Annotated in this window: 8 protein-coding genes; 7 read left to right on the top strand and 1 reads right to left on the bottom strand. The window is 72.0% G+C overall.

Going from position 1 to position 17,565, the window contains the following annotated elements; translation table 11 throughout:
- Nucleotides 1-33: 33 nt before the first annotated feature.
- Entirely contained in the window at nucleotides 34-891 is an 858-nt protein-coding gene (locus ACFWI9_RS09175) for an SDR family oxidoreductase (protein ID WP_387160131.1), read from the bottom strand.
- A gap of 108 nt (nucleotides 892-999) precedes the next feature.
- On the opposite strand from ACFWI9_RS09175, the gene ACFWI9_RS09180 reads away from it, so the two are divergent.
- The 7 genes from ACFWI9_RS09180 (at nucleotide 1,000) to ACFWI9_RS09210 (ending at nucleotide 17,435) form a co-directional block, all read left to right on the top strand.
- Nucleotides 1,000-1,467, top strand: coding sequence for a MarR family winged helix-turn-helix transcriptional regulator (locus ACFWI9_RS09180; protein ID WP_387160133.1), 468 nt, complete (start codon nucleotides 1,000-1,002; stop codon nucleotides 1,465-1,467).
- A gap of 487 nt (nucleotides 1,468-1,954) precedes the next feature.
- Nucleotides 1,955-9,196: an SDR family NAD(P)-dependent oxidoreductase gene (locus tag ACFWI9_RS09185; RefSeq protein WP_387160135.1), complete on the top strand. Its 7,242-nt coding sequence runs from the start codon at nucleotides 1,955-1,957 to the stop codon at nucleotides 9,194-9,196.
- Nucleotide 9,197: 1 nt separating this feature from the next.
- The gene (locus ACFWI9_RS09190) at nucleotides 9,198-13,973 is read left to right on the top strand and encodes a beta-ketoacyl synthase N-terminal-like domain-containing protein (RefSeq protein WP_387160137.1); all 4,776 of its coding nucleotides are present in this window, start codon (nucleotides 9,198-9,200) and stop codon (nucleotides 13,971-13,973) included.
- The gene (locus ACFWI9_RS09195) at nucleotides 13,970-14,293 is read left to right on the top strand and encodes an acyl carrier protein (protein ID WP_387160139.1); all 324 of its coding nucleotides are present in this window, start codon (nucleotides 13,970-13,972) and stop codon (nucleotides 14,291-14,293) included. The genes ACFWI9_RS09190 and ACFWI9_RS09195 overlap by 4 nt, the downstream gene beginning before the upstream one ends.
- A 3-nt stretch (nucleotides 14,294-14,296) precedes the next feature.
- Nucleotides 14,297-15,139, top strand: coding sequence for an alpha/beta fold hydrolase (locus ACFWI9_RS09200; RefSeq protein WP_387160141.1), 843 nt, complete (start codon nucleotides 14,297-14,299; stop codon nucleotides 15,137-15,139).
- Nucleotides 15,136-16,353, top strand: coding sequence for a glycosyltransferase (locus ACFWI9_RS09205; protein ID WP_387160143.1), 1,218 nt, complete (start codon nucleotides 15,136-15,138; stop codon nucleotides 16,351-16,353). The genes ACFWI9_RS09200 and ACFWI9_RS09205 overlap by 4 nt, the downstream gene beginning before the upstream one ends.
- Nucleotides 16,350-17,435, top strand: coding sequence for a class I SAM-dependent methyltransferase (locus ACFWI9_RS09210; RefSeq protein ID WP_387160144.1), 1,086 nt, complete (start codon nucleotides 16,350-16,352; stop codon nucleotides 17,433-17,435). Before ACFWI9_RS09205 ends, ACFWI9_RS09210 begins: the two co-directional genes overlap by 4 nt.
- Nucleotides 17,436-17,565 lie beyond the last annotated feature (130 nt).

Genomic DNA, 17,565 nt, shown 5'->3' on the forward strand with positions numbered 1-17,565 from the left:
CCTGAGGAAGCGGCGCGGGGAGCGGTGTACGGGTCAGGCGATCCAGGCGCTGGTGAGTCCGAGCACCGCGGAACCGTCCAGGTCGGCGTTCTTGATGCCGGTGAACTCGCGGGCCCAGTCGGAGGTCTGGATGCGGAATGCGGGGCTCTCGGCGGTGAGCGCCTCCATGACGGACTCGGCGACCTGGGCAGGGGTCTGGGCGCCATTGAGGAACTGCGCGGTCGTGCGGGTGATGTACGCCTGGAGGGTCGGTGCGTAGTCACCCGCGTCGGATACCACGCCTTCGAGGTCGACACCGAGGTTGTTGACGAACTCGGTGGCCACGGCGCCCGGTTCGATGACCGAGACCTTCACACCGAGTGCGGCCAGCACCGGGGCCAGGCTCTCCATGTAGCCCTCGGCGGCGAACTTGGCGGCGCAGTAGGCCTCGTTGAACGGCTGGCCGATGACTCCACCGACGCTGGTGACGGTGATCAGTCGCCCACGGGAGGCGCGCAGGTGCGGCAGGGCGGCCTTCGACGCAGTCAGCACGCCGAAGAAGTTGACCTCCATGACCTTGCGGACCTCGTCCACGCTCTCGTTCTCCAGGGTGCCGAGGTGACCGGCCCCGGCGTTGTTGACCAGGGCGTCGAGCCGGCCGTAGTCCGCCACCACGCCGTCGATCGCGGCGGTGACGGACGCGGCGTCGGTGACATCGAGCTGCCGGATGTCGAGCTCCACCCCCGCGTCCGCGGCGGCCTTGCGCAGGGCGTCGGCGCGGCCGGTGTCGCGCAGGGTCGCCACGGTACGCCAGCCGGCCTGTGCCGCGGCGACGGCGGCGGCGAGGCCGATCCCGGAAGAGGTACCGGTGATCAGGACGACGGGCGCGGACTGAACAGACTCAGAGGACATGGCGGGGGACCTTTCGATGGGCAAAGCGGCAAACACGGCCGAAGATCTGTGCGTGTACACACACCATAGTCATTATGTGTACACACACGCAACCCGTAGACTCAGGCTATGCCGAAAAGGAAGCTCACGCAGGCCGAGATGCCCGTCGCCGACCACGCCTTCTACGGGCTCGTCTGGGCCGGCACCGTACTCACGGAGCGCGTGGACAGGACCCTCACCAAGGCCCACGACCTTCCCGTCTCCTGGTTCGAGGTGATGCTGTGGCTGGCGTCCAGCCCGGAGCCGGTGCCCGCGTCGGTGCTCGGCAACAGCACGATGCTCAGCCGCAGCCAGGTGTCCCGGGTCGTCGACGCGCTCCAGGCGCGGGGCCTGGTCACCCGCACCCCGTCGCCGCGGGACGCGCGGTCCGTGGAGGTGGCACTGACACCGGAGGGCCACCAGTTGTTCGCGGAAGCGGACGAGACGCGCCGGGTCAGCCTGGCTCCCGTCTTCACCGACCTGCTCGACCAGGAGGACCTGGAGGCCCTGAGCGCCGTGTGGCGGAAGCTCAAGGCCGGCAAGGAGAGCCAGGACTGAGCGCCACCTCCGGGCGCCGCCCGGCACCCGCGGACAAGGGGCCGCGGACTCACCCCGGGCCATTGATCACTCGCCGAACCCAGTTGACTGATGAACCGTCAGATAATCTCCAGCGGCCTTATTGACAGTCCACCGCCAACGCGAAACGATGGCTGGCCGCGCCGCCGGAATCCCCCACCTCTTCCCCTCGCGCCTCCCCCTACACCCTTTCTCGCTCAATTCCTTGGCGGTCATGGGCCGGGAGTTCCCACACTCGCCGCCCGATTCCGGCATGCCCGTTTACCCCACCGCCTCTCAACCTGCGCCTGAACAAGGCTATTCGGCCATCTGCCGATGGTTGACCCTTGAGTAACCTAACGCTATCTTCAAGCCGTTCCACAGAAGCCCGAATTTCATTCCTCCGGGCTATGCAAGGCCCTGTACGTCTTGAGCTTCTGATTGACCGAAATTTAACCTCCGGGCAACGCCAACGCTTATTCGGAGAATTATGACGTCGGCAGAGCACATCGTGGACCTGGTCATCGGAACCACCCCCTTCGGTGAGCCGGACGCCCGACTCGCAGCAGCGGTCTGCCGTGCCGGCGGGCTCGGAGTGCTCGACCTGGGGACCGGCGACAGAAGAGCCAGGGATGCCCTGGCGGCACTGCGCCGCTGGGCTCCCGGCAGTTACGGCGTCCGGATCGGCCCGCGGTGTCGTCTGGGCCCGGACGAACTCGGCCCCGCTCGGGCCCTCACCGGCGAATCAGGCGCCGTGCGGGCCCGTACAGCCGCGCCCGTACCCGCCGGGCCCGCCCCCCACGCGCCCGACCCCGCCCGGCCAGGCACCGTGGTACTCGCTCCCGGGGCCGCCTGGACCCCTGGGGACGTACCGCCCGGCCACCGTGTGCTGGTCGAGGTCACCGACCTGGACTCGGCGCGCGCGGCCGTACGGTCCGGGACCGATGGGCTGATCGCCCGCGGCAATGAGTGCGGCGGCCAGGTCGGAGAGCTCAGCACCTTTGTGCTGCTCCAACAGCTCCTGAACACAGCGGAGTTACGCGGAGTCCCGGTGTGGGCCTGCGGTGGAATCGCACCAAGGACCGCGGCGGCGGCTGTCGTCGGCGGCGCCACCGGAGTGGTGCTGGACATCCAACTGGCGCTGCTGGCCGATGCGGAGACGCCCGAGCATATCGCCGCCGTGCTGCGGACGGTGGACGGCTCGGAGACCGTCGTCGCGGCCGGCCTGCGGACGCTGCGCCGCCGCGGACGCCCGGAGCGTGGTGACGCGGAGGATGACCGACTCCCCATCGGTCAGGACGGGTTCCTCGCGGCCCGGTTCGCCGAACGCTGGGGCGACACAGGCCGCGCCGTACGTGCCGTCATGGACACCGTACGCGCTGCCGTGCGCGAGGACACCGCCGAGCGAGCGCTCGGACCGGGCTCCGCGATGAGCAGGGCGCTGGGCACCCGTCTGCCCGTGGCGCAGGGACCGATGACCAGGGTCAGCGACCGTGCGGACTTCGCCGACGCCGTCGGCGCCGAAGGCGCTCTCCCTTTCATCGCCCTGGCACTGGCCGGAGCGGAGCAGTCACGGACCATGCTGGCGGAGGTAGGGCAGGCACTCGCCGGCAGGCCCTGGGGGGTCGGAATCCTCGGCTTCGCTCCGGAGGAGACCCGGGCAGCCCAACTGGAAGCGGTGCTCGCCGCGCGCCCGACCCACGCCATCGTCGCCGGAGGGAGGCCTTCGCAGGCACGCGTCCTGGAGGAGGCGGGAATCAGAGCGTTCCTGCATGTGCCGTCGCCGGGTCTGCTGCGGCAGTTCCTGGACGCGGGCGCCCGGCGGTTCGTGTTCGAGGGCGCCGAATGCGGCGGCCATGTCGGGCCCCGTAACAGCTTTCCGCTGTGGGAAGCCCAACTCGGCGTGCTGGAAGAGTTCCTGGACGGACATGGCGGCATACCGGATCGCGCGGGCGCGATCGGTGCGGGGACGGGGGCCGGGATACGGCAGGAGGCTGAACGGATCGAGGTGTTCCTCGCCGGCGGTATCCATGACGAGCGGTCCGCCGCGATGGCCGCCGCGCTCGCCGCCCCGCTCACCGCGCGCGGCTGCGCTGTCGGGGTGCTCATGGGCACGGCGTATCTGTTCACCGATGAGGCCGTGACACGAGGCGCGGTCCAGCCGCTGTTCCAGCGGCGGGTCGTCGCCGCGGAGCGGACGGCACTCCTGGAGACCGCGCCCGGCCATGCCACCCGCTGTGTGCCGAGCCCGTTCAGCGACGCCTTCCGGACGCTGGGGGACGACCTGCGCCGTGAGGGCCTCGGTGATCGCGAGGTCTGGGAACGGCTGGAACGGCTCAACGTCGGACGCCTGCGGATGGCCGCCAAGGGCCTTGAGCGCACCGAAGGCGGCGCACTGTCCACCGTGGGCGAGGAACGGCAACTGGCCGAGGGCATGTTCATGGCCGGTGCTGTCGCCGTACTGCGGTCAGCGACCACCACCGTGGCGGCGCTGCACTCCGCGGTCAGCGACGGCGCAGCACGATATCTCGGCGAACGCAGGGCCGCCCTGCGGGCACGCTCCGGGCTCGACCCGGACCGCGCGGCGGGTAGGGAACCGGCACCGCCCCGGCCGCTGGATGTGGCGGTGATCGGAATGGCGTGCATGTTCCCGGGAGCACCCGACCTCGCCTCCTTCTGGGCCAACGTCCTGGACGGTGTGGACTCCGTCGGCGAAGTCCCGCCCGAGCGCTGGGACCCCGCCGTGCACGGCCCCGAGGCGAGCGGTGCGTCGGCCTCGCGCTGGGGCGGCTTCCTGGCGCCCGTACCGTTCGACCCACTGCGCTACGGCATACCCCCCGCCTCCCTCGGCAGTATCGAACCCGTACAGCTACTGGCGCTGGAGGCGGCACGGCGGGCCCTCGAGGACGCCGGACTCGGCCCGGACGGACGGGACTTCGACCGGATGCGCACGGGGGTGGTGTTCGGCGCCGAACCCGGCAGCGATCTGTCGAACGCGGCGACGCTGCGCGCGGTGCTGCCCTCGTACTACGGCGACGTGCCCAAGGGCCTGGAGGGGCAGTTGCCCGCGCTGACCGAGGACTCTTTCCCGGGGATGCTCTCCAATGTGATCTCCGGGCGGATCGCCAACCGGCTCGACCTCGGCGGCCCCAACTTCACCGTGGACGCCGCCTGCGCCTCCTCGCTCGCCGCTGTCGATGTGGCCTGCAAGGAGCTGGTCGCGGGCACCAGCGACGTCATGCTGTGCGGCGGCGCCGATCTGCACAACGGGATCAACGACTATGTGCTGTTCTCGTCGGTGCACGCGCTCTCACCCACGGGCCGCTCGCGTGCCTTCGACAGCGGCGCCGACGGAATCGCCCTCGGCGAGGGTGTGGCCTGCGTGGTGCTCAAGCGGCTGGCCGACGCCGAGCGCGACGGCGACCGCGTCTACGGAGTGATCAAGGGCGTCGGCAGCTCCAGCGACGGCCGTTCACTCGGGCTGACGGCTCCCCGGCCGGAAGGACAGCGCAGGGCAATCGACCGGGCGCACCGCAATGCGGGGACCTCTCCCGCCGGCATCGGTCTGGTGGAGGCGCACGGCACCGGCACGGTGGTCGGTGACCGGACCGAACTGGAAGTTCTCACCGAGGTGTTCGAGGCCGCCGGCGCGGAGCCAGGAAGCTGTGTCCTGGGCTCGGTCAAGTCGCAGATCGGGCACACCAAGTGCGCGGCGGGGCTGGCCGGGCTGATCAAGACCGTGCTGGCCGTGCATACGGGGGTACGGCCGCCGACGCTGCATCTGGAGCGGCCCAACCGTGCCTGGCAGGAGGGTCGGAGCCCGTTCGTGTTCCACCGCGAGGCGCTGCCGTGGACCGCTCCCCCGGAGCGGCGGCTGGCCGGGCTGAGCGCGTTCGGCTTCGGCGGCACGAACTTCCACGTGGTGCTCAGCGCCCATGGCCACGGCACACCACCGGCGCACGGTCGTGACGCCTGGCCGGCCGAACTGTTCCTGTTCCGCGGCAGGGACGCCGAATCGGCGCGCCGGGCGGTCGAAGAGCTTCTGGCTCTGGCGTCAGCCGACGCGGAAGGCCCAGGGCCCGGCCGGTGGCGGCTGCGGGATCTGGCTCTGGCGGCCTCCCGGCGCGCCGAGACGGGGCGCGGTCCGGTGCGGTTCGCCGTCGTGGCGAAGGACCGGGGGGAGCTGTGCGAGCGGCTGCGGCGGTTGCTGGCAGGGGAACACGCCCCTCAGGCAGGCATCCATGTCGGCGACCGCACCGACGGAGTTTCCGGAACCGCGTCCGGAACCGGGTCCGATGCCCTCGCGGTGGCCGGGCCGGGCAGGGTGGCGTTTCTCTTCCCAGGGCAGGGCAGCCAGCGCCCCGGGATGTTCGCGGAGGTGTTCACGTCCTTCCCCGAGCTGCACCACCTGCTGGCCCGCGACGGCGGCGCCGCTGCGGCGCTGCTCCCTCCGGCTGCCTTCGCGGACGAGGTACTCACCCGGCTGCGTACCGACCTCATGGACACCAGGGCCGCCCAGCCCGCCCTCGGGATGGTGGGTCTCGCGGCTTACACCGTGCTCACCCAGGCGGGTGTCGAGCCGGACATGGCGGCGGGCCACAGCTACGGGGAACTGGTCGCCCTGTGCGCGGCGGGCGTCTTCGACGCCGGGGCGCTGCTGGAGCTGAGCAGGGAGCGGGCCACGGCGATCCTGGCGTCCGCCGGAGGCGACCCCGGTGCGATGGCCGCGGTGTCCGCGTCCGCGGCGGACATCGAGCGGGCCCTCGGCGCGGCGCGCGCCACGGGCGAAGTGGCGGGCGTGGTCATAGCCAATCACAACGCACCGCGCCAGACGGTGCTCTCGGGGCCCACCGCGGCCGTGGACGCGGCCGTTCGGCTGCTTCGCGAAGGGGGCCACGGCGCGAAGCGGCTACTGGTGGCCTGTGCCTTCCACAGCCCGCTGGTGGCGGGAGCCGGTGACAGCTTCGCGCGGACACTGGCCGAACACAGCTTGCGGGAGCCGGAGTTCACCGTGTGGTCCAATCGCACGGCACGGCCTTACGCGAACGGGTCAGATGCCATCCGCGCGGAGCTGGCCGCGCAGGTCGGCGCTCCGGTGCGGTTCGCCGAACAGATCGAGGCGATGTACGAGGCCGGTGCCCGGGTCTTCGTGGAGGCGGGTCCGGGCCGGGTCCTGACCCGGCTGGTCGCTGACGTCCTCGGCGACCGGCCGCACCTCGCCATCGCCTGCGAACCCCGCCCGGACAGCGGGCTGTCCGGGTTGCTGGACGCGCTCGCCCGGCTGGCGGTGGCCGGGCTGCCGGTCCGCACCGGCTGGATGTTCCGGGGGCGGGATGCGGTCGACCCTGGCCGCGCCGCCGCCGAACGGCAACCAGGCTGGATGGTCGACGGACATCTGGTGCGTACCGCCTCCGGTGAACTGCTGCCCGGTGCGCTGGCACCGGCCCGACGTGTCGTGGAAACGGTGGAGACGACTGTGACGACGAATCACCCCACGGGCGCCGAGGATGCCGACGGGGCGGCGGCCCGCCAGGACGCGCTGATCGCCGAATTCCTGCGGACCAGCCGGGAAATGGTGGCCGCGCAGCGCGATGTCCTGCTCACCTACTTCGGCGGAGCTCAGCCCGTCACCGACGCGGGCTCTGCCCCTGCGCCGCCGTACGCGGTTCCCGCGGCGGCCCACTCGCCCGCCCTACCCGAGCCGGTGCCGACGCCGGTTTCGGCGGTGGAGGCGGTGCAGGTTCGCCGTGTGGACGAGGACGACGACTCGGCCGGTCCCGGACCCACCGCGCTGTCCGACGCGGACGTCCTGCGCATGGTGGTCGAGATCATCAGCGAGCGTACCGGGTACCCGGCGGACATGGTCGAGCCAGGTCTCGACCTCGAAGCGGACCTCAGCATCGACTCGATCAAACGCACCGAGATCGTCGGTGAGTTGGCGGGGAGGCTGGTCGCCGCGGGCGCGGTGGCGGCGGAGGCGGCGGCCCTGGACGACGCCGCCATGGAGGAACTGGCCAAAGCCAGGACCGCGGAAGCCCTGGCGGGTCGTATCGCCGCGCTCGCGACCAGGGAATCAACCGACACACCGCCCCGGGCACCGCTTCCTCCGTCTTCCGCGACCGAGGCCACCGCCGCTGAGGCCACCGCGACCGGGACGACCACGACCGAGGCCAAGTCCGGGGCCGGGGGCACACCCGGCGCGACCGCCTTCGTAATGGCGGCGCCCAAGCGGTTCTTCCTGAGCCCGGCGCCCCTGCCCGAGACCACCGCACGCGACGAGGCCCGCGTCACCGGGCGGCGCTTCGCGCTCATCGGCGACGGTGACGGCGAACACGGCGGCGTTGCGGCCGCGTTGACGAAGCGGCTCGCCGACGCCGGGGCCACGGCCGTCCGATTCCCCGCCGGGCAGCTCCTCACGGACAAGGACGGGCCGCTCGACGGAGTCATCCTCCTCGACTCCCTCGCGGTGTCCGGACCGCCCGTGCTCCCCGGGTCCTTCCCCGTCATCAAAGCCGCACTGCGGGCCCGCCCAGCGGCACTGATCGCGGTGCGCCGGACAGACGAGGTCGGTGGCACAGGCGAGCGGGCGGCGGGGCTGAGCGGGCTTTTCCGCAGCGTCGCCCGCGAATACCCGCACACAGCGACCACGGTGATCGACCTGCTGCCGGACACGGCATCCGGGCCGAACGGACCAGGCGGACCGGCCGCCGTCGCCGCTGCCGTACTCGAAGAGCTGACCGCGCCCGGCGGCGTCCCGGCCGTGCTGCGCGGCCGTGCGGGCCGGAGCGTACGGGTGCTGTCCGAGGCGCCGTTCGGGCCGCTCGCCCTGACCGGCGCGGGCCCCGCGGGCGAAGGGGCGGCCGAAGCCGAGGCCATCGGGCTCGGCCGGGACGCGGTGGTGCTGCTGACGGGCGGAGCCCGGGGTATCACGGCCGCCTGCGCCGCCTCACTCGCCAGGGCCTGCGGCTGCCGCATCGAGCTGCTGGGGAGGACCCCCGCGCCTACCGGTCCGGAAGATCCGGTGACGGCGGCGGCCGAGGACGAGGCCGCCCTGCGGGGCGTGCTGGCGGCGCGGGGCCGGTATGGATCCCCGTCCGAGATCGCCGGTGTTGCCGGGCTGATCCTCGCCCAGCGCGAGATCACCGCCACGCTCGCGGCCCTCGAAGCCGCCGGCAGCCGGGCCCGCTACCGCAGTGTCGACTGCCGGGATTCCGCGGCCGTGCTCCAGACGGTCAAGGAGATCCATGCAGAGCACGGGCGGTTGGACGGAGTGATCCACGCCGCCGGTGTGATCGAGGACCGGTTGATCGAGGAGAAGTCCACCGAGTCCTTCGAGCGGGTCTACGGCACCAAGGTCGCGGGCGCCGCTTCCTTGCTGTCCGCGCTCGACGAACTGCCCGACGCCCCCTCGTTCACCGTGCTGTTCGGCAGCATCTCCGCCGTGCTCGGCAATCGTGGTCAGGCGGACTACGCCGCGGCGAACGACGCGCTGGAGAGCCTCGGCGAGATATGGACGGCGCGCACCGGGCGCCGGGTGCTGACCGTGCACTGGGGCCCCTGGGCGCCATCCGGTATCCATACCGGAATGGTCGGTCCCGAGCTGGCCCGGTCCTACTCCCAGCGCGGAATCACCTTGATCGACCCGGAAGAGGGCCCGCTCGCCCTGCTGAGGGAGCTGGCGTGGGGCGACAGGACGGCCACGGCCGTCGTCCACACCGCTTCGGAGTGGTGAGATGTCACGTCCCGAGTTCCGCAGCGTGCCCGTCGCCATCACGGGGATGGCCGTACTGCTGCCCGGCGCACCGGACTTGGCCGCGTACTGGCGCAATCTCCTGACCGGCTTCGACGCCATCAGCGAGGTCCCTGAGGGGCGTTGGGACGCGGCGTACTACCGGCCGGATTCCGCGGCCGGACCCGCTGCCGCGGACCGGGTGTACTGCCGCAGGGGCGGCTTCGTGGACACACTGACCGACGTCGACGTGACGCGGTACGGCGTCATGCCCAGTTCCGTGTCCGGTAGCGAGCCCGACCAGCTGATCGCCCTGCACGTGGCGGCGGCGGCACTCGCGGACGCGGGCGGTGAGAAGCGGCTGCCGGATCCGGGGCGGATCGGGGTGGTGCTGGGACGCGGCGGCTATCTGACCCCCGGACTGGTCCGGCTTGACCAGCGGGTGCGCACGGCGAGCCAGCTCGTACGCACACTCGGCGAGCTGCTACCGGAGCTGGACGCGTCCCAACTCGAACGGGTGCGAACCGCGTTCACCGATCGGCTCGGCCCCGACCGGCCCGAGAACGCGATCGGCCTGGTGCCCAATCTCGCCGCCTCGCGCCTTGCCAACCGGCTGGATCTGCGCGGTCCCGCCTACACGGTGGACGCCGCGTGCGCCTCCTCGCTCGTGGCGGTGGACCAGGCGGTGGGCGAGCTGACGTCCGGACGCTGCGACGCGATGCTGGCGGGCGGTGTGCACCACTGCCATGACATCACGCTCTGGAGTGTGTTCTCGCAGCTGCGCGCACTGTCGCCGAGCCAGCGCGTCCGCCCGTTCCACCGCGACGCGGACGGCATCCTGATCGGCGAGGGCACGGGGGTGGTGGTACTCAAGCGGCTGGCGGACGCGGAGCGGGACGGTGACCGTGTCTACGCGGTGATCCGGGGCACGGGGGTGAGCAGCGACGGCCGTACGGCGGGGCTGGTCAACCCCGATCCGGGCGGCCAGATCAGGGCGGTACGGCAGGCATGGCGGGCGGCCGGCATCGATCCCGCCGCCCCGGGTTCCATCGGTCTGCTGGAGGCGCACGGCACCGCGACGCCGGCCGGAGACGCGGCCGAACTGCACACGCTGGCCGAGGTGTTCGGACCTCCCGTGGGCCCTCGTGGTGACCGTCCCGGGGAAGAGTGGCCGGTCATCGGTTCCGTGAAGTCGATGATCGGCCATGCCATGCCCGCGGCGGGGGTGGCGGGCCTGGTCAAGGCGGCGCTGGCCGTCCATCACGGGATGCTGCTGCCGACACTGCACTGTGATGACCCGCATCCCGCCGTCGCTGACACCCGCTTCCGTCCGCTGGCACGTCCGGTTCCCTGGGAGACGGCGTCGGGCAGCGGGCGCCGCGCGGCGGTGAACGCCTTCGGTTTCGGCGGGATCAACGCTCATGTGATCCTCGAACAGGCCCCGGAGTCAGAGGAGTCAACGAGGTCAACGAGGTCGTCAGGGGCAACGGGGTCGAACGCTGGGGCGCACCGGACTCTGTCCGTCGCGGAGCCGGAGCGGATGCTGCTGCTCGCGGCCGACACCCCGGAGCGGCTGGCCGCCCTGCTGGACGCCGACGACCGCACCGTACTGGCCACGGGGATCGCACCTTCCGCGGCCGCGGATCCGGCGGGCCGGGTCCGGCTGGGCATCGTCGGCCCCACCCCCAAACGGCTGGCACTGGCCCGGCGCGCCGCCGCCAGGGGCCAGGCCTGGCGCGGTCGCAACGACGTCTGGTTCGCTCCGGAACCGCTGCTCGCGGGCGCCCGCCCCGGCCGCGTGGCCTTTGTCTTCCCGGGCCTCGAAGGCGACTTCGCACCGCGAGTCGAAGGGATCGCCGAGCACTTCGGGCTGGCCACGGCGGGCGGTGCGGGCAACGGTACGGCCGCCGCCGATGCCGACGACATCGGCCGGCACGGTCTCGGTGTGGTCGCGGTGGGGCGGCTGCTGGACGCGGCGCTGCGCCGGATGGGCATCGTAGCGGACGCGATGGCCGGGCACAGCATCGGGGAGTGGACGGCGATGGCGGCCGCCGGGATGTATGCCGAGCGCGCCGTCGACGACTTCATGGCCTCGCTCGACCCCGACACCGTCACCGTGCCCGATCTCGCCTTCGCCGCCGTCGGCAGGTCCGCGCTGCGGGTGTCGGAGGCGCTCCGGGACTCCGGTCTTCCGGTGAGTCTGTCCCATGACAACGCGCCCCATCAGTCGATGGTGTGTGGGCCGCCGGACGCCGTCGAGGAGTTCGTGGGCGCGTTGCGGGCCGATGGAGTGCTCTGCCGGGTACTGCCGTTCCGGTCCGGATTCCACACCCCGATGCTGGAGCCGAGTCTGGGACCCTTCCGGGCGGCGGCCGAGCGATTCGCCCTGCACCGGCCGTCGGTGCCGGTCTGGTCGGGTACCACGGCGGCTCCGTTCCCCGACGACGAGGCGGGGATCCGCGCGCTGTTCGTGCGGCATCTGCTGGAGCCGGTCCGGTTCCGGCAACTGACCGAAGCACTGTACGTGTCCGGCCACCGGGCGTTCATTCAGGTCGGCACAGGGCAGTTGGGCTCGCTGATCGACGACACACTGGCGGGCCGGGAGCATCTGGTGGTGGCGGCCAACTCGCCCCATCGCTCCGGTCTCGCACAACTGCGGCGGGTTGCGGTGGCCTTGTGGGCGGAGGGCGCTCCGGTGCGGCCCGATGTGGTCGACCACCCTCCCACAGCCACAACCAGGACCACGGTCACAGCCGCAGGCGTCGCGGCCGCCGAGCCGAGAACACTGCCGCCCGTGCGGCTGGATCTGAGCGGCGCCCTGGTTTCGCTGGAGCGCGGCACCGCCGCCGCGCTGCGCGCCTCATTGCTCCCGGAGCCACCCCGGCGCACGATGGCCACTTCGCTACCGCCCACGCCCTCCGCACCGGCCGTGCAGGCCACACCGTTCCCAACCGCCGCACCCGTCGCCGCAGCGACGCGATTCCCCGTACTCGCCGCACTCGATGCGCTGATGCGGGACACCGCCGCAGCCACCGCCGAACTGATCGCCGCCGCCGACCACCCGGCGCCGCCGCTGCGGAAGCCCACGGCACGTGCGATGCGCCGCACACCGCCGACGACCCCGACGGCCGGCCCGGCCCCCGCAAGGTCCGCGTTCACGGTCCGGGTCGGGCCGGACTCCATGCCGTATCTCCTCGACCACTGCTTCTTCCGGCAGCGTCCGGGCTGGCCCGATGTCGCTGACCGCTGGCCGGTGGTCCCGGCCACCACGATCGTCCACCACATGATGGACGCGGCCGAACGCAGCGCCCCCGGTATGCGCGCGACCGCCGTCCACGACGCCCGGTTCGACCGCTGGCTGACGGCCGCGGAGCCGATGGACGTCGCCGTCACCGTCACCCCGTCGGGAATCGACCGCGCCGAGGTGTCCTTCGGCCCGCACGCCCGTGCGACAGTCGAGCTCGCCGTACGCCATGGCCCGCCACCACCCGCCTGGGACCGCGGCGTGTTCCGTGACGAGCGCCGACCAGAGCACAAGGCATCCCAGTTGTACGACGAGCGCTGGATGTTCCACGGCCCCGCGTACCAGGGTGTGACCGAGCTGACCGGTATCGGCGACTGGCATGTACGCGCCGTACTGACCGTGCCGTCCGCACCCGGTGCGCTGCTGGACAACGTCGGGCAGGTACTCGGCTACTGGATCATGGCGACCGCCACCGAGAGGACCGTGGTGTTCCCCGTGCGGATGCGGCGGATGCGGTTCTTCGGCCCGCCACCCCCGCCCGGCACCGTGCTGGAGTGCCTGGTCCGCGTCACCTCGCTGACCGGTTCCCTGCTCGAAGCCGATGCCCTGCTGCTCTCCGGGGGCACGGTGTGGGCCGAGCTGGACGGCTGGCAGGACCGCCGCTTCGACAACGATCCCAAGACCCGGCCGGTCGAGCGATTCCCCGAGCGCAACACACTGTCCGAGGACCGCGCGGGTGGCTGGTCCCTGGTCCATGAACGGTGGCCTGACCTGGCATCGCGTGATCTCATCATGCGCAACATGCTGGGCAGTGCCGAGCGCCAGGCCTACGATCGGCAACCACCGCGCGGACGTCGGCAGTGGCTGCTGGGCCGCATCGCCGCCAAGGACGCGGTACGCGGATATCTCTGGCAGCGAGGCGAGGGCCCGGTCTTCCCGGCCGAGCTGCACGTGGACAACGACACGGCCGGCCGGCCCGTGGTGAGAGGACGGCACGGCCGGACGCTGCCACCCCTGTCCGTGTCGATCGCCCACCGGGCCGAAGCGGCTGTCGCCCTCGTGGCACCCCGCGCCCCAACGGATGCGGGCGGCGGTGGCAACGCCGGCGGTCCGGGAATCGACATCGAGGAGATCACCGAACGCCCCGCGACCACGCTGACCGCCGCCCTGGGCACCGGGGAACGTGAGCTGCTGGCCGCCTGCCAGGCTGGCACCGGTGAATCCGAGACGCTGTGGTTCACCCGCTTCTGGGCGGCGAAGGAGGCAGCCGCCAAGGCGGAGGGCACCGGATTCGGGGGCCGTCCCAAGGACTTCGCGGTGGTGTCCGCGGCACAGGACCGGCTGACCGTGGAGGTGCGTACGGCCTCGGGTGTGCCGCTGCGTACCCATCTGGTCATCTGCGAGCAGGTGAGCAATCCCCCAGGACTGCCGGAGCGCTCCTACGTGGTGGCGCGGACCGGCGGCCCGAACGGATCGACCAGCCCGAGCGACCCTGAGCGCTCCGGAACAGCAAGCGACGAGGAGGACGGGAAGTGACCACGACACAGCCTGCAGGGCCGTTACGCGCGGACCAGAACGAGATCCTCGCCGATATCACCGCGATGATCGGACTGGTCCTGGAGGACTGCGGACTTGACGACACCGACATCGGGATGGAGACCCGGTTCAGCCGGGATCTGGAGTTCGAGAGCATCGACCTCGTCACCCTGGCCGGTCATCTGGAGGAACGCTACGGGCGGACGGTCAACTTCGCCGAGTTCGTGGCGTCCATGGAGCTCGACGACATCATCGAGCTGACCGTGGGCCGGCTTGTCGAGTATGTCGCCCACTGCCTCAAGAGCGCGGGAGCGGACTGACCGATGGCGATCATCGAGGCCGACGGCATCCGGCTGCACGTGCAACGGCTCGCTCCCGGCGACGGACGCCCGGCCAGGGCCACCGTCGTCCTGCTGCACGGTCTGCTGACCGACAGTCTGGCGAGCTACTACTTCACCATCGCCCCGGCCTTCGCAGCGGCCGGACTCGACGTGGTGATGTACGACCAGCGGGGGCACGGCCGGAGTGAGCGCCCGGCCACGGGGTACAGCCTTGACGCGTTCACGGGCGACCTCGGGGCGCTGCTCGCCCGTCTGGAGATCCACGGTCCGGTGCACCTGGTCGGCAACTCCTTCGGTGGCACGGTGTCGTTCGGCTACGCCCTTCGGCACCCCGAGCAGGTGGCGAGCATCGCGGTCATCGAGTCGGAGCCGGCCACGCACTCCTGGGCACTCAAGATCTCCGGCCTGCTGGACCGGGTGCGGCACGAGATGACGGCCAACGAGCGCGATGCCCTCGACTGGATCACCGCGCACCGCGGCGGGCACACGGCACGGCTGGCGAAAGCCGCGGGACGGCTGGTGCGGGACACCGCGATCGCCGCCGAGGTCACCGCCTGCGAGGTGGTCGGCGAACGGCGGATGCGTTCACTGCGCTGCCCGGTGCTCGCGGTCTACGGCGAGGACTCCGACCTCGCCGAGCAGGCGCCGTGGCTGCGCGCGCTGCTTCCCCGGTGCCGGACGGTGCTGCTGCCTGGTCATGAGCACTCGGTCCTGGTGGAGGCCCCGGGGCGGGTGCGCGATCTCGTACTCGACTGGATCGGGCGCCATCCGCACCGGCACGACAGTCCGCCGCCTGCCGTGCCCGTGGAGGTGAACGTGCCGTGAGCCGCTACCTGTTCGTCGTCCCGCCACTCGTCGGGCATATCAATCCGCTGGTGGGGGTGGGGGCGGCGCTGGCCGAACGGGGACACCAGGTGGCATGGGCGGGGCTGCCCGAGGCAGTGCATCGCCTCGCCGGACGGGACGCACTGGTGTTCCCGTCCCCCGCGTCCTGGGCGGACGGTCCGGAACGGCCCGCGGACATCCGGGGCCCTGAGGCGCTGCGCTTCCTCTGGGAGCGGTTTCTGGTGCCGCTCGCCGACGCGATGGCGGAAGGGGTACGGGACGCGGTGGAGGTGTTCCGTCCCGATGTGGTGGTCGCCGACCAGCAGGCGGCGGCCGGCGGGCTGGTCGCCGAGCGGCTGGGGGTGAGGTGGGCGACGTCGGCGACGACTTCGGCGGAGTTCGCCGACGTGCTGGCGTCGATGCCGAAGGTCGCGGCCTGGAACGAGACGCTCCTGCAAGAGCTGCGTGGGCGTATCGGCGCCCCGGACGGAACGGCCGACCCCCGCTTCTCACCACACCTGGTACTGGCTTTCACCACCGAGGAGCTGGCAGGCCCGCCGGCCCGCGGCGGGGACCGGATCCGCTGGGTAGGCCCCTCTCTTACCGCGCGTCCCAGCCCGGCCGGCTTTCCCTGGGAGTGGCTCGACCAGGAACGGGCGACTGTCCTGGTCACCCTCGGCACCGCGAACACCGATGTGGGTCAGCGCTTCCTCACCGAGTGCGCCCGGGCGCTGCGGGCCCGAAGCGACCGGATGCAGGCCGTGATCGTGGACCCGGAGGGTGTCCTGGGCGCCGGTTCCGCGCATCTGGACCAGGACAAGGACCTGCTCTCCGTCCCCGTGGTGCCGCAACTCGCGCTGCTCAGGCAGGTCGACGCGGTGGTCTGCCACGCGGGTCACAACACGGTGTGCGAGTCGCTGTGGCACGGGGTCCCGCTCGTGGTGGCACCGATCAGGGACGACCAGCCGGTGATCGCCGCGCAGGTCGCCGACGCGGGTGCCGGGGTAAGGGTCCGCTTCGGCCGGGCGACCGAGGCCAGAATCGGGGCGGCCATCGATGCCGTGCTGTACACGCCCGGATACCGGGCCGCGGCCCGGACGATCGCTTCCGCGTTCCGTTCGGCGGGCGGCGCCGCGGCTGCCGCCGCCCATCTGGAACGCCTCGCCCGCCAGGACGCCACCGACACCCAGGACCCCGAGGAGAACGCCGTATGACGCCCCGCCCCGAGCGTTCACGTCCCCAGCAGCCACGGCATGAACGGGTGGCCGCACTGCGCTCCGCGTACCGGACGGAGCTCGCCGACGGCCCGCAGGCGTTCTTCGAGCCGATGCGGCACACCTGCCCATGGTGCGGCTCGGCGCGGATCGGCGGGCAGCTGCGTACAACCGACCTGCTCCAGCACAAGCCCGGCACGTTCCGGATCGACCGCTGCCACTCCTGTCGGCACCTCTTTCAGAACCCGCGCCTCAACGCCCGGGGGCTCGACTTCTACTACCGGGACTTCTATGACGGCCTCGGCGAGCGGCAGCTCGACGGGATGTTCAGCGGGCGCACCGCCTCCTACCGGCGCCGTGCCGAATCAGTGCTCCCGTACGTCGGCGAGGCAAAGCGGTGGCTGGACGTGGGTACGGGCCACGGGCACTTCTGCGAGGTGGCCAGGGAGGTGCTGCCGGACGTGGTATTCGACGGGCTCGACCGCTCCGATGGCGCCGAGCTCGCCGCCCGCGAGGGGCGGGTCGAGCGTGGCCACCGAGGTGGCTTCACGGAGCTCGCGCCGGGGCTGACCGGCGAATACGACGTGCTGAGCATGTTCCACTACCTGGAGCACAGCACCGAGCCGGTGCGGGAGCTGGAGGCGGCCCGTGCGGCACTGCGCCCCGGCGGGCATCTGGTGATCGAGGTGCCGGACCCGGACAGCCGCTATGCCCGGCTGCTCGGGCGCTGGTGGCTCCCCTGGCTCCAGCCGCAGCATCTGCATCTGGTCCCGGTGGCCAATCTACGCCGGGCGCTGGCAGGGCTCGGTTTCACGGTGGTGGCGCAGCAGCACGGATCGGCGCACGAAGCGGTCGATCTGGTGGCGGCGGTCTGGCTGGGCCTGGACGAGGCGGCCCCCAGGGACGACCTCCCCTGGCTTCCTGCCAGACCCGGCCCGACGAGGCGCGCGCTGCGCACCTCGATACTGCTGGCTGGGGTGCCCGCCCTGCTGGCGGCGACCCTGATGGACCGGGCTCTCGCGCCGTTCGCGGAGCGCCTCGGCCTGGCCAACGCGTACCGCCTGGTGGCACGGCGCGACTGAAGGGTGCAGATGACGCCGCGTTCGCAGGGCGCCATCGGGTGAGGCGCCGAACGGGTGGAGCGTCAGGCGCCATGCCGGCAGTCGGCGGGCCCCGGCTTCCCCACGCACCCGGGGGCGCCGCCAGCCGGCA

Origin of the sequence: Streptomyces sp. NPDC127084 (genome assembly GCF_042724175.1) — a bacterium.
Classification (GTDB): domain Bacteria; phylum Actinomycetota; class Actinomycetes; order Streptomycetales; family Streptomycetaceae; genus Streptomyces.